The sequence below is a fragment of the Nitrospirota bacterium genome (assembly GCA_004296885.1).
In the GTDB taxonomy this organism is placed as follows: Bacteria; Nitrospirota; Nitrospiria; order Nitrospirales; family Nitrospiraceae; genus SYGV01.
This window is the reverse complement of the sequence record SCVN01000014.1, coordinates 51,087-69,278: the sequence shown is the minus strand read 5'-3', so window position 1 is coordinate 69,278 and position 18,192 is coordinate 51,087. Positions and strand designations below refer to the sequence as shown.

18 protein-coding genes are annotated in these 18,192 nt (G+C 64.7%); 9 read left to right on the top strand and 9 right to left on the bottom strand.

The features are described from left to right. On the bottom strand, positions 1-1,119 hold a 1,119-nt coding region (locus tag EPO61_07210), incomplete at its 3' end, for a hybrid sensor histidine kinase/response regulator (GenBank protein ID TAJ09134.1). A gap of 9 nt (positions 1,120-1,128) precedes the next feature. Continuing rightward, positions 1,129-1,812, bottom strand: coding sequence for a formylglycine-generating enzyme family protein (locus tag EPO61_07205; protein ID TAJ09142.1), 684 nt, complete (start codon positions 1,810-1,812; stop codon positions 1,129-1,131). Between the two features lie 270 nt (positions 1,813-2,082). Here EPO61_07205 and EPO61_07200 point away from each other — a divergent pair, with 270 nt between their 5' ends. The 9 genes from EPO61_07200 to EPO61_07160 all read left to right on the top strand — a co-directional run bounded on the left by EPO61_07200 (position 2,083) and on the right by EPO61_07160 (position 13,630). Then, entirely contained in the window at positions 2,083-2,505 is a 423-nt protein-coding gene (locus EPO61_07200; GenBank protein TAJ09133.1) for a hypothetical protein, read from the top strand. Continuing rightward, positions 2,502-3,497, top strand: a complete 996-nt coding sequence (gene queG / locus EPO61_07195; protein TAJ09132.1) for a tRNA epoxyqueuosine(34) reductase QueG — start codon at positions 2,502-2,504, stop codon at positions 3,495-3,497. Before EPO61_07200 ends, queG begins: the two co-directional genes overlap by 4 nt. Positions 3,498-3,768: 271 nt before the next feature. Next, a complete protein-coding gene (locus tag EPO61_07190; GenBank protein TAJ09131.1) occupies positions 3,769-4,194 on the top strand; it encodes a response regulator in 426 nt (141 codons plus the stop codon). Positions 4,195-4,278: 84 nt separating this feature from the next. After that, the gene (locus EPO61_07185) at positions 4,279-6,681 is read left to right on the top strand and encodes a sensor histidine kinase (GenBank protein TAJ09130.1); all 2,403 of its coding nucleotides are present in this window, start codon (positions 4,279-4,281) and stop codon (positions 6,679-6,681) included. Between the two features lie 78 nt (positions 6,682-6,759). Continuing rightward, positions 6,760-8,148: a sigma-54-dependent Fis family transcriptional regulator gene (locus EPO61_07180; GenBank protein ID TAJ09129.1), complete on the top strand. Its 1,389-nt coding sequence runs from the start codon at positions 6,760-6,762 to the stop codon at positions 8,146-8,148. Between the two features lie 17 nt (positions 8,149-8,165). Then, positions 8,166-10,178 (top strand): HAMP domain-containing protein, encoded by a 2,013-nt coding sequence (locus tag EPO61_07175; GenBank protein ID TAJ09128.1) that lies wholly within the window; start codon positions 8,166-8,168, stop codon positions 10,176-10,178. A gap of 31 nt (positions 10,179-10,209) precedes the next feature. Then, a complete protein-coding gene (clpX, locus tag EPO61_07170) occupies positions 10,210-11,481 on the top strand; it encodes an ATP-dependent Clp protease ATP-binding subunit ClpX (protein TAJ09127.1) in 1,272 nt (423 codons plus the stop codon). A gap of 42 nt (positions 11,482-11,523) precedes the next feature. Further along, positions 11,524-12,909 carry a response regulator gene (locus tag EPO61_07165; protein TAJ09126.1) on the top strand — a complete coding sequence of 462 codons (1,386 nt, stop codon included), beginning with the start codon at positions 11,524-11,526 and terminating at the stop codon, positions 12,907-12,909. A gap of 31 nt (positions 12,910-12,940) precedes the next feature. Continuing rightward, positions 12,941-13,630, top strand: a complete 690-nt coding sequence (locus tag EPO61_07160) for a hypothetical protein (protein TAJ09125.1) — start codon at positions 12,941-12,943, stop codon at positions 13,628-13,630. Between the two features lie 36 nt (positions 13,631-13,666). Here EPO61_07160 and EPO61_07155 read toward each other — a convergent pair whose 3' ends face one another. From EPO61_07155 to EPO61_07125, 7 genes are all read right to left on the bottom strand, one after another. Then, positions 13,667-15,292, bottom strand: coding sequence for a trypsin-like serine protease (locus EPO61_07155; GenBank protein ID TAJ09124.1), 1,626 nt, complete (start codon positions 15,290-15,292; stop codon positions 13,667-13,669). Beyond that, entirely contained in the window at positions 15,289-16,077 is a 789-nt protein-coding gene (locus EPO61_07150) for a DUF3365 domain-containing protein (GenBank protein TAJ09123.1), read from the bottom strand. The genes EPO61_07155 and EPO61_07150 overlap by 4 nt, the downstream gene beginning before the upstream one ends. A 144-nt stretch (positions 16,078-16,221) precedes the next feature. Next, a complete protein-coding gene (locus EPO61_07145) occupies positions 16,222-16,731 on the bottom strand; it encodes a hypothetical protein (GenBank protein ID TAJ09122.1) in 510 nt (169 codons plus the stop codon). Positions 16,732-16,831: 100 nt separating this feature from the next. Further along, on the bottom strand, positions 16,832-17,218 hold the full coding sequence (locus tag EPO61_07140) for a hypothetical protein (GenBank protein ID TAJ09121.1): 387 nt from the start codon (positions 17,216-17,218) through the stop codon (positions 16,832-16,834). A gap of 52 nt (positions 17,219-17,270) precedes the next feature. Further along, entirely contained in the window at positions 17,271-17,636 is a 366-nt protein-coding gene (locus tag EPO61_07135) for a hypothetical protein (protein ID TAJ09120.1), read from the bottom strand. An 89-nt stretch (positions 17,637-17,725) separates the two neighbouring features. Next, positions 17,726-17,905 carry a hypothetical protein gene (locus EPO61_07130; GenBank protein ID TAJ09119.1) on the bottom strand — a complete coding sequence of 60 codons (180 nt, stop codon included), beginning with the start codon at positions 17,903-17,905 and terminating at the stop codon, positions 17,726-17,728. A 99-nt stretch (positions 17,906-18,004) separates the two neighbouring features. Beyond that, positions 18,005-18,184 carry a hypothetical protein gene (locus tag EPO61_07125; GenBank protein TAJ09118.1) on the bottom strand — a complete coding sequence of 60 codons (180 nt, stop codon included), beginning with the start codon at positions 18,182-18,184 and terminating at the stop codon, positions 18,005-18,007. Between the last annotated feature and the right edge of the window lie 8 nt (positions 18,185-18,192).

Sequence of the window (18,192 nt, the reverse complement as noted above, 5' to 3'; positions counted from 1 at the left end):
CACCTGCCCGATCTGCGCCGGGTCCGCCTTGACCCGCGGCAGATCCGGCGCCAGTTCCACCTCCAGCTTGATGGACTCGCCGATCAGCCGGTCCAGCATCCGGTGTTGCTCCACGATGATCGCATTGAGATCCAGTATCCGGGGTATGCTGACCTGCCGGCGGCTGAACGCCAGCAGCTGATTCGTGAGCCCGGCGGCCCGGTCTACCGATTCGTCGATCCCCTCGACGTCGCGCCGGAGCGCTTCCTGTTTGGACAACTCCGGCATCAAGAAATAACAATAGCCCTTGATGACCTGCAGGATATTGTTGAACTCGTGGGCGATGCCGCCCGCCAGCTTGCCCACCGCTTCCATCTTTTGGGACTGCACCAGCTGCTCCTCGCTCTGCTTGAGCGCCGATTCGGCCTGTCGGCGTTGTTCGATCTCGGCCTGCATCTTGCGGATCAACTCTTCGTTGTCGTAGCGCAGCCCGAGGGCGATGTGCAGGGTCCGGTTCGTCCGAATTGCGCTCGCCAGGAGAATCAACATGTACAGGATCACCATCGCTCCCATCGTCCGGTGCATGGCGTCGTCGGACAGGAAAAACGGGACCGAGGTGGGAACGAGCGTCAACACGACATAGGGAACCACGACGGACAGCCGGGGGAACAAGACAGCCGCCCCGCTCGCCGCCATGCCGCCCACGACGAACGTCAAAAACACCTGGTGGAGCGAAGAGTCAGCGGCATACAGCAGACTCCCGGCAGCCCCCCAAGCCAGACCGGTCAGCGCCCCTCCCGCGGCGAAGCGCACCTCCCAACGCCGGGCACCGGCGATCCGGTCGGCGTCCGGCGCGCGCCAGTAGAGATAGGCCACAAAGCTGCGGCCCGTCATGACCAGCAAAATATAGGCGAGCCAGCCATACACGGTAGGGGGCGCGACGACTTCCCGCTGCACGAAGGCCAAGAGGCAGGCAATGAAGGTGCTGGACAGAAAAGTGACAAGCACTCCGGAGAACAGCATCCGGACTTGCTCGGCGCAGACTTGCTGTTGCCGCCGATCCTGGTCGGCGGCGGGTAAAGCTCCGATAGAAGTAGAAGTCGCCTCGCGACGGGACACGGATGGATCGGGGTCGATCATCGCACCCGCTTACCGCTGTCCATCCTGGGCGCACCGGAATCCGAGGGACTTGAGCCGGTTCGTCGGCGTCATCCCGCTCCGGTTCGCTGAGCGCAAATTGAACTGATGCCGGTCCCAGGCCCCGCCCCTGGTCGCCTTGCTGAGCCCTTGCGGCGGCCCCTGCGGATTGCGCGGTGCGCTCTGGCGGTAGTAATTCTCATCGTACCAGTCGGCCGTCCATTCCCAGACGTTCCCGGACAGACCATAGATGCCATAGGGGCTCTTCCCCGCCTCATAGCGGCCGACCGGCGTCAGCGGCAATTCCTCGCCCTCCTGCCTCCCGAAGTTGGCGTGCCGGCTCGTCGGCTCCTCGTTGCCCCAGGGATATTTTCGCCCGTCGGTGCCCCGGGCCGCCTTTTCCCATTCAGCCTCCGTCGGCAACCGCCGGCCGGCCCATTGGCAGTAAGCGTCGGCATCCAGCCAATCCACTCCCACAACGGGCAAGTCCCCCCCCTCCGGCAGGCGTATTTCGCTCCAGAACCTGGGCGGCTCCCGCTTCGTCGCTTCGATGAATTTCGCATAGCGGGACACCGTCATCTGATACTGATCCATGTAATACGCATCCAGATGGACCCGATGCCTGGGCCGCTCGTCCTGCTCTCCTTCATGCTCGCTCGATCCCATCTCGAATTCTCCGGCCGGGACGAGGACCATCGGGGCCCCGTCGCTGCCGAGCATCTCCTGTTTGAGCTGGTTGCCGAGCGCAGGGGCGGCGCACCACATAGCCGCAGACGCGGCCAGGACCACGGCGATCTTCGGGTAGCGGCACATGCACACCTCCTCTAACAGGGAAACGAACAAGGGCCCTTGTCGGCCCGAGAACAAGCCGGGCTGAACCACGAAACGGTACATCGGACAGGGAGAAAAGTAAACAGATTGTGCTACGATATCCTTCCTATCAACAAACAGAGGAGCATGCGAGATATGCGCGATCGAGCTGTCATTATACTGCATGCCCTGCTACTGTGCGGGGCGCTGTTTGGGCCGTGGCTCCCCGACCCGGCTGCGGCTCAACCGCTGGGCGATGCACGCGCCACAACGGAATCCTCTTGTAACTTCGGCATGGCCAAGAACCAAGCCAAGGGCAGTTGCGATGTGCCCATGCTGGCCGGTTGCGTCGTCGCCCATTTTCCCGGCACCAATCGCCCCTGGTCGAATGTCTCCAAAGGCGGGGGCACCTCCTGCCGTTTCGACGAGAACGCCACGGATTGGAAAACGCACATCACCGGCACCTGCGGCACCTGTAAAACGCCCCAATGCACGGCCCGCTTCGGCGTCATGTTCGATTGTTCCGCCAGCATGCCCCCGCCCGTCTCCCAGCAACCGCCACACCGACCCAAGCCATGACGCTGGCCGATGCCATCAAGCAGGAGGCCAGCCGCCTGGGCTTCGACGCGGTGGGCATCAGTCGCGTCGCCCCGGACCCCGCCGCCTCGCTACCCGGTTTGTTATATGCCCGCCTGCGTGAATGGCTCGGCCGCGGCTACGAGGGCGCCATGGGCTGGATGACCCGCCAGCCGGAACGGCGCGCCGACCCGCAGAGAGTCCTGCCCGGCTGCCGGTCGATTATTTCCGTCGGCATGAACTACTTCACCGGCCATCGGCCCGACGAAAGCCCTGGCCACGGACGCATCGCCCGCTATGCCTGGGGACGGGACTATCACGGCGTCCTGCAAGACAAGTTGCAACAATTGGAATCGCACATCAAGACCCTTGCGCCAAGCGCCGGCACCAGGTGGTACGTGGACACGGGACCGGTGATGGAAAAGGCCTGGGCCCAGCAGGCAGGCCTCGGCTGGATCGGCAAACATTCCAACCTCGTGTCGCCGCGCTTCGGGTCCTGGCTCCTCCTGGGAGAAATCCTCACGACGCTCGAATTGGAAACGGACGAACCGGGCACCGACCTCTGCGGCACCTGCCAGCTCTGCATCCGGGCCTGCCCGACGGCGGCCATCACGGAGCCCTACATGGTGGATGCAAGGCGATGCATTTCCTACCTGACGATCGAGCTGCATAAACCCGGCGATGAGATCCCGGCCGAGCTGGAAGCGAAGCTGGGCAACCGCATCTTCGGGTGCGACGACTGCCTGGATGCCTGCCCCTACAACACGACGGCCACGCCGACACAGGACGCCGCCTTTCAGCCTTCTCCGCTGACCCTGGCTCCGTCGTTGTCCACGCTGGAAACCATGAGCGAACGTACATTTCAAGACACATTCCGACTGAGCGCCATCCGGCGAGCCAAGCATTGGGGATTTCTCCGCAACCTGACGCTTGCTCGTCGCAACGCCCAAGCCCCTTCCCACAACCCTCCGAGCGGCCGATTTCAGCCAATATGAGTTGAATTTCAGTACGTAAGGCTTGCGCGACGGATTTGACGCCATATCCCTATCCTTGGTCATTGGTGCATATGAGCCTATCGCTTGCGTCAAATAAACCAATTCAACCAGCTTGATCGGCACACTCCTCCTACGATCACCTCGCAAGCCCCATACAAATCTAGACTTTCCCAAATCCACCAGACAGGCTCGGTACTTGCTCCTTCTGTGGCAGGACAAACCTGGGCCCAACCCGATCGGTCTGGCTGGGCTCACAGCAAGGAGGGGCACCATGTTTGATGCGCCGCGTGAACAGCTCGGACGAGTGTTGGTGGTGGATGACGAGCCGGACATCCGCAAGGTGGTGCGGACGCACCTTGAGAAGGCCAATTACGAGGTGATCGAGGCGGGAAACGGGGCGGAGGCCATCAAGCTTCTCAACACCGGCGACAACCCCATGTACGTGGACATGATCCTCTGCGACATCCGGATGCCCAAATTGAACGGGATCGAAGCCATTGAGTATTTCCGGAGGGAATATCCCGCGCTGCCCCTGGTGGTTCTCACGGGATTTCCGGATTTGCAGATGGCCACGGCGCTCCTCAAACAGGGCGTCATGGACTATCTCGTCAAGCCGGTCGAGAAGGACAAACTGGTCGACACGGTCAGGAAAGCCGTGGACAGCAGGCTGGTGTTCAAGAACCAGTTCACGACGTAAGGCCTCCGGGCCACGCGCAGTCCGCCGTCGGCCGCGCGGCGCCTCGGTCGGCCAGCCGGCGAAGCCCTACGGGCCCCACCCACTATGCGTGTCGGGCTGAAACACAAGATTGTCCTCGCCATCCTCGGGGGCGGCGCCTTCCCCCTGGTGCTCGGCATGGTGCTCGCCTATTCCCAGGGCACCACCGAGCTGGAACGGGTCATCGGGGGAAATTTTCGCGCGCTGGCCGGCGAAACGGCCCGCTCCATCGACCTCATCTTGAGCGGCGAGATCGCCAGACGGACCAGGATCGCGGCCAACGACGATGTGGCCGTCGCCCTCGCCGCCAGAAACAGGCGGTACCAAGGGCTCCCGGCATCCGAGGTCACGAATCTCCTCGCACGTGAGGCCCGGCGCTGGAAATCCAGCGGCCTCCCCGCCCTCGACTCCCGCACCGCCCCCGCGCAGGAAATGCTACGGCGGTTTGCCAAGACCCAGGGACTGGGCGAAACTCCATCCGACCGTTCGGCCATTCTGGCCATGTTTCTCACCGACCGGGAGGGGGCCCTCGTCGCCGGCGTCGGCGGCCGCGGCTCCCTCCGGTACCTCCACCGGGATCAGCCCTGGTGGCGCGGCGCCTTCAACCAGGAACGGGGGCAGGTGTACCTGGGCAACGTCGCCTTCGACGAGGCCCTCGACCGCTACGTCTTCACGTTGGCCGTGCCGGTCCTCGACAAACATCGCCACCGGGTGATCGGCGTGCTCCAGAGCGTCTACGACGCCAAAGCGTTTTTCCAGCCGGCCATCCACCCCGTTCGGTTCGGCAAGAGCGGGCACGTGATGCTGATCGATTCACGCGGGACCGTCATCATCTGCCCCATTCTCCCCACCGGCGTCCGGGTCAGCGACACCTCGCTGGTGCGCAGCGTCACCAAGGACGAGCCGGGCTGGGTCAAGGCCGACGGAGACGGGCACGGAGGGCGGGACACATCCATCATCGGCTTCGCGCCGCTCCCGGAAACCAGCCTGACGACGAAGGCCTCGACCGGCCTCCTCTGGCACAGCTTCGCCTGGCAGGCCTCCGACGAAATCTTCGCGCCGACCCGCAGCCTGTTGCTCTGGATCGCCTCCGCCGGCTTCCTCGCCATGGGGTTGCTGGGCTCCATCGGGTACTATGCCGCCCACCGGATCGTGACGCCGATCCAGCGTCTCCAGGAAGGCGCCGCCCGTATCGGCCGCGGAGAGCTGACCGAGCCCATCACCATCCGCACCGGCGACGAGATCGAGCGCCTGGCGGATGAATTCAACGCGATGAACGGTAGGCTCCAACGGGCCTTCGCCGGGCTCGAGGGAAAAGTGGCGGCCAAGACGGCAGAAATCCGGTCCTTGAAAGAGTACAACGAGAAGATTCTCAACAGCCTGCCGGAGTGCGTCATGATCCTGCGCCAGGACCGTACGATCGAATATATCAATGCCGAGGCTATGCGCGTGCTGGACGTAGCGCCCCGGCAGGGCATCGGCCAGGACCTCTTTCGCCTCTTGTCGGTCGATCAGCCCACCCGGCGCCGGATCGAACAGGAATTCGACTGGGCGAGGACCGCCGCGCCCGGGCTCCCGGCATCGCGCGACGCCCCCCCCCAGACCGAACGCCGGGACCCGCTGGCGCCCCAGGCGGGAGACCCGGCAAGCGTAGCCTTGCGGGATCTGCGGATCGGCGACCGGGTCTTCGGCCAGCGATTTTTTCGCGTCAGCGCCGACGGCAACGGCGACACAAGGATCGGGCTGGCCTTGCGGGAAATCACGGCGGAGCGGCGGCTGCAGGATCAGCTCATCCAGGCCGAAAAATTGGCCGGCATGGGGACGTTGACGGCGGGCATCGCCCATGAAATCAACAACCCCCTGTTCGTCATCATGGGGCTGGCGCAAGCCATAGAAAACGAGGATGACCTCCCGGTCACCAGGGAGCATGCCAAGGACATCGTCAAACACAGCCGGCACATGTCCTCGATCATCCGCAACTTTGCCGGCTACGCCGCCCCCGGTTTTGCCGAGGACGCCCAGCCGGTGGACGTCAACCAAAAACTGGACGACGCCCTGAAATTGGCGCGGCTGGCGCACGTGACCGACGATCTCGACGTGATAACCGAATATGGGCCCATCCCCCCCATCCTGGCCCGACCCGAGGAGGTCCAGCAGGTCTTCCAAAACATCATTGTGAACGCCATTCAGGCCATGAACGGTCAAGGCCATCTCAGCCTGAGCACCAGGTTCGAGGTCGGCTGGATCGTCATCCGAATCGCCGACACCGGCCCTGGCATCCCCAAAGCGTTCCTGGGAAAGATCTTCGATCCGTTTTTTACGACGAAGGAACCGGGCAAGGGTACGGGACTGGGGCTCAACATCGTCTATCAGATCGTGACCAAATACGGAGGCACCGTCGGCGTCGAGAGCGAGGAGGGCAAGGGCACCCGCTTTACGCTGCGCTGGCCGGTGGAGAGCCAGGCGTAAGGCCACTTGACCGGCGGGCCATTGACGATTAGGCTGAACAAGAGCCTCTCCGAGCGTTGCACCATCGGCCGTCGTCTTATGATGCACCCACCAACCATCCTCATCATCGAAGACGAAGAACGGATGCGCCGGCTCCTGGAGTTGGTGCTGAAACCGGAAGGGTACGACTTGCGGCTGGCGCACACCGGCGAGGAAGGCATTCGCCTCCTCACCGACCAGGAGGATCTCGATCTGATCGTGACGGACCTCCAGCTCGGCAAGGCGTCCGGACTCGACGTGCTGGAGGCGGCCAAGCGGGTGCGTCCTGACGTGCCGGTGCTGATCATCACCGGCTACGGCACCGTCAAATCCGCCGTCGAGGCCATGCACAAGGGGGCATACGATTACATCTCCAAGCCGGCAGACAACGACGAGCTGAAGATCGTGATCGCGCGCGCCCTGGAACTGCGGCGCCTGGCGCAGGACAATCGGGCCCTGCGGGCCGGCCTGCACGAACGATTCGGCATCGACCGCATGGTCAGCGCATCGGCCAAGATGGCGGAGCTGAAGCGCCTGGCCATGGAGATCGCCCGTACGGACGTCACGGTGCTGATCACCGGCGAGAGCGGAACCGGCAAGGAATTGCTGGCCCGCGCCATCCACGACGCCAGCCCCCGCGCCGGCGGCCCGTTGGTCGCCATCAACTGCGCCGGCATTCCGGAGCCGTTGCTGGAATCAGAACTGTTCGGCTATCAGAAAGGCGCCTTCACCGACGCCAAGACGGCCAAGCCCGGACGATTCCAAATAGCAGACCGCGGCACCCTGTTTTTGGACGAGATCGGGGAAATGAGCCTCGGCGTCCAGGCCAAACTGCTCCGCGTGCTCGAGGACCATCTGGTGGAACCGCTGGGAGGTCTCCGCGGGATCAAAGTCAACATCCGGGTCATCGGCGCCACCAACCAGGACCTGCGGGACCTCATCGCCAAGGGCCGCTTTCGCGAAGACCTCTATTACCGGCTGCACGTCTGCCAATTGCACATTCCCCCCCTGCGCGAGCGGCGGGAGGATATCCCCGCCCTGCTCCGATCGTTCCTGGAAGCCTCGGAGCGCGAACGGGGGGTTCGCATCCGTCACGTGTCGCCGGAAGCCCTGGCCGCGCTGCAGGAGTACCACTGGCCGGGTAACGTGCGGGAACTGCACAATGTCGTGGAATGGATCACGATCAGCTGCAAGGAAGGGGAGATCCGGCCGGAGCACCTGCCGGCCTACCTCTTCGATCCGTCGGCGGCGCAGGGAGGGAACGGGGCCGCGAGCCGGGAGATCCCCTCGCTGCTCTCCTACGGACTGTCGGTCGAGGACATGGAAAAGGCCATGCTCGCCGAGGCCTTGCGGAAAAGCGGCGGCAACGTCTCGGAGGCCAGCCGCTTGCTGAAGATCACCAGGAACACCCTGCGCTATCGGATGGCCAAGTATCACCTGACGCCGTAACGTCACCCGAGGGGCCGATGGATCAGCCACGGACCGGCGGCCTGCAGAAAAAGTTCTTCGTCGCGCTGCTGATCGTCGGCATTCTTCCGGGCGTGGGCGCGCTGATCGCCACCTACCTCTACAGCACCGACAGCCTCAAGCACTCGATCGGGAACGGGTTCCAGGAAATCGCGCGCTCGACCGCCATCCGCATCGCGGCGGCGGTGGATACGGAGATCGACCGGGCCGCGCGGCTGGCCCTGGTGCCGATTCATATCCGGCATTCCCTGGAGGTCGCCAACAAACGGTATGCCGGCAAGAGCGAGAACCAGATTCGGAGGCTGTTGGAAACCGAACAGGCCGCCTGGTCGAAAGCCAGGACGGAAGGAGCCCCGCTCCCCCTGCCCGGCACCACCGCCTATCTCCGCGAATGGGCGCAGGAGGCCGGCTACTACGTCGGCGTCGTAATCGCCGACAGCCGGGGCGCGCTCGTGGCCACCTCCACGGCCCAGACTTCCTACCTCAACGAGGACCAGGACTGGTGGCGGGAGGCGTTTGAAGAACGCACAGCCTACGTCAGCTCGATTCGGCACGATCCCGCGTTGAACGACTATCTCTTCGACGTGTCGGTCCCGATCCTGGACGACGGGCATACGAAGCCGATCGGCGTGGTGGGGCTCGTCATTCGCCGCGATGTGCTGATGAACACGATTCTGCCGATCCGGATCGGCGAAACCGGCCACGGCATGCTGCTGGATACCGAAGGGACTCCGCTGATTTGCCCCGTCCTCCCCCCGACCGCGCATCTGATTCACGAGACCCTGCTGAACCAACTGGCCCGGGATCGGCCGATCTGGCTGGTGGCGGAGGACGACGCCCACGGAGGGCATAACTCTATCGTCGGGGCGGCGCCGGTTCGGTTCGCGCATCAGCTCAGCGCCTCCAGTCTGGGCGGCGAACAGTGGTTCACCTTCGTCCGGCAGCAGCCGAAGGAAACCTACGCCCCCATCTATTCGCTCCTGGTGACCGTCGGGCTGATCGGGTTCGGACTGGTGATCGGCCTGGCCTCTCTGGGCTTTCTGGTTGGCCGCCGCATCGTGCGTCCAATCCTGGCCTTGCGGCGGGAAGCGGACGCCTTGCGGCGAAACGTGGCTTCATTGCCGGATGCGATCCCCGCCCGCGACGGGACGGCCAGACCGGCTTCCATCGACATCCGCACCGGCGATGAACTCGAAGATCTGGCGCGCACGTTCGAGGCCATGCGCAACGCCCTCGAGGAGAGCCTCCGCACCGTCAAGACCCAGCAGGAGGAGCTGATCCGGCGCGAGAAACTGGCGTCGGTGGGGCAACTGCTGGCCGCCCTGGCCCATGATCTGCGCAATCCCCTGGGCGTGATCCGCAGTTCGGCCCAGCTGATCCTGGAGGAGCAGCAGACGGAATCCGTGAAGCAGGAGGTCGCCCGCTACATCATCGAGGAGGTGGACCGCCTGACGCACCGCATCAACGACTTCCTGCGCTATGCCCGCCAGAAACCTCCCGAACCCAAAACCGTGCTCCTCCGCGATCTGGCTGAAGCGGCGTTGCGGCAGTGGAGCGCGCAAGGGAGCCACGAGCTGATCGCGCTCGACACGAACTTTGCGGCCCCCCCCGGACCGGTGCAGGTGGACCCGGACCAGGTGAAGGAAGCGCTGGCCAATCTGTTGGCCAACGCCCGTGAGGCCATGCCGCAGGGAGGACGGCTCACGGTCGCCACGCGCGCTGCGGAGCACGATCAGATGGAGATCGAGATCGCCGACACCGGGTGCGGGATCGCTCCGGCCCACCTGGAGCACATCTTCGAGCCATTTTTCACGACCAAGGAATATGGGACCGGATTGGGGCTGACGAACGTCAAGCGCCTGATCCAGGACAACGGGGGGGCCCTGGAGGTCCGGAGCCATGAGGGGGCCGGCAGCCGATTCATCATCCGGTTCCCCATGGCCCGGGAAACCGCAACGGCCGGCGACGCAGCCGCGCGCGGCATGACGGGCACAACCACCGGGCCCCATTGAGGACCGTCGGCTGCGTGAGGGGGCCGTGCGCATGTTCTGGGAATCACGACCGCCGCAGAACGAACAGCGCCACTGTTCGTTCTGCGGCAAGCGGGAGAAGCAGGTCACGAACCTGGTCGAAAGCCCCGCGGCCTATCACTGCGCCGCGTGCCACACCGGCACCCCGCTCCTGATCTGCAACGAATGCATCCGGCTCTGCGACGCCTTCCTTGCCGAGGCCCGGCCGGGCCCCGTTGCGGGGACCCAGCCCATCGACTTGCCCAAACCGACGGCCATCAAAGCGCTGCTGGACGAGTACGTGGTGGGACAGGAGCGGGCCAAGAAAGTCCTCTCCGTCGCCGTGCACAACCACTACAAACGCATCCGCAGCCGATCCCGCGTGAAAAATGTGGAGATGCAGAAGGGCAACATTTTGCTGATCGGGTCGACCGGAACCGGGAAAACCCTTCTATCCCAGACCTTGGCCAGAATCCTCCACGTGCCGTTCGCGATCGCGGACGCGACCACCCTCACCGAAGCCGGTTACGTGGGCGAAGACGTGGAGAACGTCGTGCTCAAGCTGCTGCAAGCCTCCGACTTCGACGTCGCGCGGGCCGAAACCGGCATCATCTACATCGATGAGATCGACAAGATCAGCCGCAAATCGGAGAGCGCGTCGATCACCCGCGACGTGTCCGGCGAAGGCGTCCAGCAAGCGTTGCTCAAGCTCGTCGAGGGCACCGTCTGCAACGTGCCGCCCAAGGGAGGGCGCAAGCACCCGGAACAAGACTACCTGCGCGTCGACACGACCAACATCCTGTTCATCTGCGGGGGCGCGTTTGTGGGCTTGGAACAGATCGTTGGCCAGCGTCTCAGCCGCCGGCAGATCGGGTTCGGAGCCGGCGCGCCGGCGCGCGACGCGGCCGGGCCTGGCGATGCGCCGGGACGGGTCCAGCCGGAGGATCTGCTCAAATTCGGTCTGATCCCGGAATTCGTCGGCCGTTTCCCCGTCCTGACCATGTTGGCGGATCTGGACGAACCGGCCTTGATCCGCGTCCTGACGGAGCCCAAAAACGCCCTGCTCAAGCAATACGAAGCCCTGTTCGAGCTCGAGCACGTTGACCTGCAGTTCACGCCGGCCGCGATCAAGGCCATCGCGCACCGGGCCGCGGCGATGAAGACCGGCGCCAGAGCATTGCGGGCGATCCTCGAAGACGTGATGCTGGATCTGATGTATGAGGTGCCGGCCTTGCAGAACGTCAGGACCGTCCTGATCACGGAGGACGTGGTCAACGGGGTGGGGCAGCCGCAGATCATCACGTAACGGGTGCCCGCACCGGGCTGTTCCGGCTGAGGAGGGGGCCGCGTGGCGACCCAAGCCCTGGCGCCGACAATCCTTGTGGTCGACGACGATCCCAAGTGGCTGCGGGTAGTCTCGCTCTATCTGAGCGCGCGGGCCTACCGGGTCATGACGGCGCCGGACGGAGACGGGGCGCTCCGCATGGTCGCGGAGGAGCCGCCGGATATCGTGATCGCCGACATCGCCATGCCGGGGCTCAACGGCTTCGAGTTGTGCAGCCGCCTCAGACGCGATCCGGCCACCAAGACCATTCCGTTCATCTTCCTGACTGGCCTCGATCGGGCGATGGATCGCGTGAAGGCCCGAAAAGTCGGATCGGACGACTACCTGACCAAGCCCTGCCCTCTGGAACGCCTCGCCCAAAGCGTCGAGCAGCTCATCGACCGTGTGCAGCTGGCCAGACAGGTACCGCTGGAGGAGATCGGGCCCAGCGGGCGGATCGAGGACGTGGACCTGCTGGACCTGATCCAGACGCTGGAGCTGCAGCAACGGACCGGGGGTCTGGTCTTGAGCCACGGGGAGCGGACGGCGACCCTCTATTTTCAGGAGGGGGTGATCGTGGATGCCGACATCCGCTCACCGAAGCGGGAAGAGCCGCTCTTTATCCTCCTGGGCTGGAAAACCGGCCGCTTCCTGTTCCTCCCCGGTGCCACCCCGGACCGTCTGCCGATCACCGCCAGCCTGGCGAACCTGCTGCTGCGAGACCTGCTGGCCCTGGAAGCCCACGAGCACACCGCCGCCCACGTCCCGGTCCAGGATAAAGCGGACGGCACGGACCAGCCGTCCGGACTGGCGCGGCAGGTTGTGGAGCGGCTGGACGCGATCGCCGCCCGACAGCTCGCCGACCGGGCTCCGTTCGAAACCCAGCCGATCGTGCCCCTGCGAATCCTGGTTGCCGGCGTTCGCCGTTCAGGCAAAAGCGAGGTCATTCACCACTTGGTCAAGACCTTATCCCCGTCACGGTGGGCGTCGATCGGGATCGAAGAACCCAAACCCACGTATCGGACCGATGTGGGGCGCGTCCGCATTTCCGCGAGCACGGTCTTGCACCTGGTCGCCCTGCGGATCGAAGCCAGGTTCTGGCCCTTGTGGGAACAATGCCTGCCCGGCGCGACGGGCGTCATCCTCCTGGCCAATCCCGACTCAGAGGAGGTCAGGCGCCACCTCGTCGTGTTTCTCCGTTCACGGACCTCGCTGGCGCCACGGACGCCGATCCAGGCCCTGGTGCCGGAGGGAAGCTCGCTCCATTCCTTTGCGGGCCTACAGGCGTCCGCCGAGATCACGACCGGATCGCCGCACGATCCCCTGGCAAGGCTCACCGCGCTGGATCGTCTCCTCCAGCGGCAGACGGGTGCCACGCTGAAGGGCGGTCCCGCCTCCCCCCCCTCTTGACATCCCCGGGCCGGGCTTTATCTCCCTATCCATGTCATACGGTATACCACCTCGCACCTTGACCCATGACGAGCGAAAAGCGGCGGAAGCGGCTTTTCGAGGGCTTCCGTCCAACCCCGAATGGTCGCAGGCGGCCCGCTCCGTGTATGAAGGCCTCATAAGCGTCCTGCGCAAGCAGGGTGAGGATCAGGGAGAGGCTGTGAATCTTGCGCCGGCCGGTGCGGCCGAATCGGCAGCCCTCCCGGACGAGCGGCTGTCGGAGGCAGGACTGTCCCCGACATCGCTCACGGAGCGTCACGCAGACGCATCGGAGGCGGGACGGACGGATTTACGCACCCTGCTGCAGTCCCGTGAGGAAGCGGTGCAAGCGGGTCTGCTCGTGGATGTGACGGCGCAGGCTCAGGCGCTGGGCTTGTCCCTTCCGGTGGGCTTCACCAAAGCCCTCTGGGACCTGGCCGTGGCCACAACCCAGGAGGCACCGGAAGACCAGCAAGCGATGCGCCTCCGGGACATTCTGATGGCCCTCAGGCTTCGCCTGGCCACCGCCCAGCCCCTGCTCCCGCTCTTCGAATTCCCGGTTCTGCTGGCATTCCCCCCGGACGCCGTGCCGCAACTTTGCTCTCTCCTGGCCTTGGCGCACGGCGATCAGTCGGCCCCGCAAGCCTTGACCCTCGTGTTGCGCAACGAGGTCTCGGCCATCATCACGCCCTTCACCAATTAACCCCATGGCCGGCCATGAGGGCATGAGAGATGGTTGTCAGGACACGTCGTCCGCGCAACGAAAGCCCAGCGCCGGCCCCCAATAGGTCATCTCGTCCCACCCGCGATAACTGGCCCGCAATTCGAGCGGCCCCTGGCTCCAATCCCCGCCCCGCAGGACGCGGAACGAGCCCCGCAAGGGACCTTGCGGATCCAGCGAGGACGCGGAGGCATACGAATCCTCCGCATACCAGTCCTGGACCCATTCCCAGACATTGCCGACCAGATCATGCACTCCATACGGAGACCTGGTCCAGGGCTGGCTTCCCACCGGCTCCGTTCCATTGGCGCCGACCTTGAGCGCGCTCTCTTTCACCCGATGCTTCAGGACCTCGAAGGAATTGCCCCAGGGATAGTGACGTCCGTCTGTTCCTCGGGCCGCTTTTTCCCACTCCGCTTCGGTCGGCAGCCGCCGACCGTTCCAGTGGCAATAGGTTCTCGCCTGCATCCAGGTCACATTCGTCACCGGGTGTTCCGCTCGCTGCGGATCCTCGAAGGGTTTGGGATCTTTGGGTTTCGTGCAGATGCCGCTTTGCACGCATTGCGCATACCGGCGGTTGGTCACTTCATAGGTATCGAGCCAGTACGAGCTGAGATGGGGGTGCCGCACCGGTCTCGCATCCGACGGTCCATCCTCGCCCCCCATGATGAAGGCTCCCGCCGGCACCAAGGCCATGCCGTCCGGCGGGGTCAGGCCCCGCTGCGCAAGGGCGCGCAGTTCCTCCTGCTGGAGCATCGCCAGCTGTTGATTGACGGCGGCGATCGCGCCCCCATCGGCCGCCCCATCCGGCACCGGTTCCCGCCCAGTCCCCGGCCTGGCGGCCGGACTCGGCTCCCGCTTCGGTTCGGCGCCGACCCGGCCGGCGATGGGCCCGACGGGACTCGGCGCGGAGACGGCAGGCTCGGGAACGACCGCCGTTTCGATACGCACGGCGGTCCGAGCCAGCTCATGCACCAGCTTCTCGCCCTCGCGCGCCTTGTCCGTCCGCTTCTTGCTGTTCCTGGTCACCGCGCCGATCGCGCCGAAGTCGAACTCCGGAATGTTGGCCAACAAGGGGGTCGCGTAGCTGATCGGCACGGCAAAGGCCATCCCTTCAGGAACGATCCCCGAGGGATGGTTGAACTTGGTCGTCACGATCCCAATGACCTCGCCCCGGCGATTGTAGACCGCTCCGCCGCTGTTGCCGGGATTGATGGCCGCATCGATCTGGAAGACCCGCCTCACCCCCTTGGTGCGGACGGCGGCGATCCGTCCGCGGGAGACGGACAGTTCCCGGAGGCCGAATGAAAACCCGGCGACGATGACTTCCTGGTCGAGCCGAACCGCGCCCGCGTAGCCCAGCGAGGCCTCCGAGAGCCCGACGGATTCGATCTTGAGCAAGGCCAGATCCTGGTCTCGATCCGCGCTGACGACGACGGCGGGATTGCGGACTTCTCCGGAGGTCACGACCACGATGCGGCGCGCACTGGCGATGACGTGATGCGCCGTCAGGATGTAGCCTTCGGAATGCACGATCACGCCCGTGCCGGCCGGCTTTTCCGCCGGTTGGCCGGGACTCTCGGCGGCCGCGTGGCCCGTCCCGCACAGTACCGACAATCCCAAGAGAATCGCGAGGGGCTTCATCGGTGGACCGGCAAGGTGACGCTGATGGCACCGGCGTTCTGCCCCAACCGCCACCCTTCTTTGGGATTGCCGGTTTGATCTGGCTCGCCTTTCGGCTCTCCGTGACAAACCAGACAGCCCCGCGTCGCGTACAGGGGAAACAGGAGTCGCAGCGCCTTGTCCCTGGCCGCCACTTCGCTGATCACTCGCTCACGAGGATGGGAGGGGTCGGCGAATTGTTCCAGGGCCGCCTGCTCAAACGCATCCGGCGCATTGGCGGGGTTGCGCGGTTGCAGCGAGGTCTGCTTCAGCCGAACCCCCGTGCGTTCGGCAAACCGCCCGGCCACGCGGGTGCCGAAGACGGCGGGAATGAATCCCTTGAACCCCACGCCCCGGCGATTGATCGCATCTTGCGACTCGGCGACGACCTGTGTGCTGACCTCGACCAAGGCCAGCAAGAGATCCTTGGTCCGCTGAGGCAGCCGGGCCGCCGACAACTCCCGCAGATCAATCAACGCATGGGCGCGAAACATGTCCATCAACTGATGCTCGAACACCTCCGGCGTAAAGCCTTTGTTGCCTTTGGTCGGATCGTCGAGCAGTTCTTGATTGTCGTTGACGACGGCCCGCCCCGCATTCAGCAGAACCGCGAGGAGGCGGGCCGTCGTTTCGAGTTCAAGGATGGTTTGAAGGGGAACGCCGAGCTCCGGCCGCTGGTCCTTCGCTCGGACAACATCGCTGCATGCCCAGCCGGCCACGGCGATGACCAGCCACGATGCGACAATCCACCGCAGGCAACCAGCCATGATGTCGTTCCTGCGCCTCTGTCTTGTGGGAAGGCCTCCACCGACGCATCCCCGTGGACGCGTTGCGCGGCCGCGGGAATGCGCACAGGCGGATCGTACGGTCGGCCACCGGTGAAGTCAAGACGCGCGGGCCGGCACCTTCACTTACCGGGACCGATGGATGTCGATCATAACGTTATCGGCATCAAGCTCGACCGCTACGGGAGACCCGGGCTGAAACACGGAGAGCTTACTGCCCGCGAGCGCATCCACTTCGAAACGCTCGAATCCCTCGGGCGTCGACAGCTGAATCTCTCCCCAATAGGGATCGGCGTAGTGGAGCGTGCCGACAATGAGGCGATGATCGGCGAAGGAACGTCCGGCCGTCGTCACGTCCAGCAACACGTTTCCGGAATCCACCACCATGAGGACTGAGTCCCCAACGTTCGCTTCATGCAAGCCGACGCGATCGGCTTTGTTGGGGCTGATGGTGCGAGGCTGCAGACTCCCGGGAGTCTGCACGAACAGCACGCCGGACTGGATCTTCGAGATCACTCCGCTGAAGCCGTAATGGATTCCCATCATCGACTCGTCGGCTTGCCCGACAGCGGCGGAAAAGACGAGCGCCACCATGACCGCGGACGCCAACACGACTCGATGCCCGATTGTCACCATTGGGCACCTCCTCCCTGAACCCTTTCCATCCCCGAGCGAGCAGCCGACGCATGGCCGCGCCATCCGTCGGCCACCCGCTCGCGGCCTGCGCCGCACGTGGTTAGAATCCCCCGCCCGATCCCGCAGGAGCCGGGACGGCAATATTGAACTCCTGGATGGGCGTCACCATAACCGCAAAGTTGAAGAGCTCGTCCGCCGCGACATCGTTGATTCCATGGGCCCGCCCCTGCAGCATCTTGAAGAACTTCCCCATCTCATTCCGAACGACCGGTTGATCCCCGCGGCCCACCGCCTCACGAACACGCGTAAGCGACTGCTGATAGGGCTCCCAATTGGAACCGGGATAGTTGGTCTTGTAGAAGGCGACCGAGTTGACGATCTCATCCACCCAGGTCGCTTGCGCCAGCGCAATACCCCCTGCCAACATGCCCAACACCACCGCGAGGCCGAGCGTCATCGAACACGTCGCGCGCATCCTGGTTCGCATGGTGTCCTCCCTCCCTCGCCTTCCTCGGCGGGCTGACCCGCCTCTGCCCGCCTCAGAATGCATAGCTGGAAATTTCGTCCTGGATCCTGAACTGCTCCAACAACTCGGCGTTCACCGAGGCATCCCCCATGAACAGGAAATGCTTGGACTCCGGCGCGAGCAGATGCGCGCCCTCTCCTTCCGGCACACGCATGGGAATCTCCTGCCCCTTGCCCAGCTCGCCTCTGGTCCGAACATCGCGAGAGGGCGCCGACTGGGTTTCCAGGTTCATCGGCTGGGTGTCGGTCTGCAAAGACCCTTGCGTGCCCATAATATCCATCGGCTGTTCACCGGCGGCCGCAACCGACACGCACGGCAGCGTCGCGGCCAGCATGGACAGGGCAATCACGTTCCCTATGGTCAGAACGACTCGCATCATGCTTCCCTCCCCTTCCACACGGTGAATATTGGCCGAGAGAGAGTCGCTTCCCGGCTCGCGACCCGCACAGGCGCCTCGGCGCCCAGCCGTCAGGCGGCAACGCGTGTACCTGCGGCGGTCTCCTCTTGTTGCCCGGCCATCTCGGCAAAAGGAGACGTGCCCAGCCTCGTGAGCCGGCGCCGCTCCGCGTCGCTTTCGTTGGCCATGCTGCCATGCAGCACCCACACGAGCGCGCTCATGGTGACCAGCCCGATCAACTCCACCATCATCAACCTCTCGCGCCCCGCGCGCCGCACGCTCGGCTTGGGCCTGGTTTGCGCCGGCGCCGGGTTGCGCCTCCGTTAACCGACCATCAGGCTCGCATCCGGCTAGGCTGCGTGCTTCGCGTCGGAGGCGGCCGTCTGACTCCCGCCCCGACTCTCGTCCGCCCCGGAGCCGTTCTCCCTTGCCGCCCCTCTGGCGCCGGCATAGAGCAACTCCATGCAGACGAACAAGACCCCGAGCAGGGTTACGACTCCCGCCAAGATGCCCCAATAGCCCCACGACATGGGTCACC

Bases quoted from the DNA above. Each gene is read 5' to 3' on its own strand.
- EPO61_07140 (TAJ09121.1), bottom strand. From the start codon at position 17,218: ATGCGAACCAGGATGCGCGCGACGTGTTCGATGACGCTCGGCCTCGCG.
- EPO61_07190 (TAJ09131.1), top strand. From the start codon at position 3,769: ATGTTTGATGCGCCGCGTGAACAGCTCGGACGAGTGTTGGTGGTGGAT.
- EPO61_07145 (TAJ09122.1), bottom strand. From the start codon at position 16,731: ATGGTGACAATCGGGCATCGAGTCGTGTTGGCGTCCGCGGTCATGGTG.
- EPO61_07130 (TAJ09119.1), bottom strand. From the start codon at position 17,905: ATGATGGTGGAGTTGATCGGGCTGGTCACCATGAGCGCGCTCGTGTGG.
- EPO61_07205 (TAJ09142.1), bottom strand. From the start codon at position 1,812: ATGGTCCTCGTCCCGGCCGGAGAATTCGAGATGGGATCGAGCGAGCAT.
- EPO61_07180 (TAJ09129.1), top strand. From the start codon at position 6,760: ATGATGCACCCACCAACCATCCTCATCATCGAAGACGAAGAACGGATG.
- EPO61_07125 (TAJ09118.1), bottom strand. From the start codon at position 18,184: ATGTCGTGGGGCTATTGGGGCATCTTGGCGGGAGTCGTAACCCTGCTC.
- EPO61_07200 (TAJ09133.1), top strand. From the start codon at position 2,083: ATGCGCGATCGAGCTGTCATTATACTGCATGCCCTGCTACTGTGCGGG.
- EPO61_07155 (TAJ09124.1), bottom strand. From the start codon at position 15,292: ATGAAGCCCCTCGCGATTCTCTTGGGATTGTCGGTACTGTGCGGGACG.
- EPO61_07135 (TAJ09120.1), bottom strand. From the start codon at position 17,636: ATGATGCGAGTCGTTCTGACCATAGGGAACGTGATTGCCCTGTCCATG.
- queG (TAJ09132.1), top strand. From the start codon at position 2,502: ATGACGCTGGCCGATGCCATCAAGCAGGAGGCCAGCCGCCTGGGCTTC.
- EPO61_07160 (TAJ09125.1), top strand. From the start codon at position 12,941: ATGTCATACGGTATACCACCTCGCACCTTGACCCATGACGAGCGAAAA.
- EPO61_07185 (TAJ09130.1), top strand. From the start codon at position 4,279: ATGCGTGTCGGGCTGAAACACAAGATTGTCCTCGCCATCCTCGGGGGC.
- EPO61_07150 (TAJ09123.1), bottom strand. From the start codon at position 16,077: ATGGCTGGTTGCCTGCGGTGGATTGTCGCATCGTGGCTGGTCATCGCC.
- clpX (TAJ09127.1), top strand. From the start codon at position 10,210: ATGTTCTGGGAATCACGACCGCCGCAGAACGAACAGCGCCACTGTTCG.
- EPO61_07175 (TAJ09128.1), top strand. From the start codon at position 8,166: ATGGATCAGCCACGGACCGGCGGCCTGCAGAAAAAGTTCTTCGTCGCG.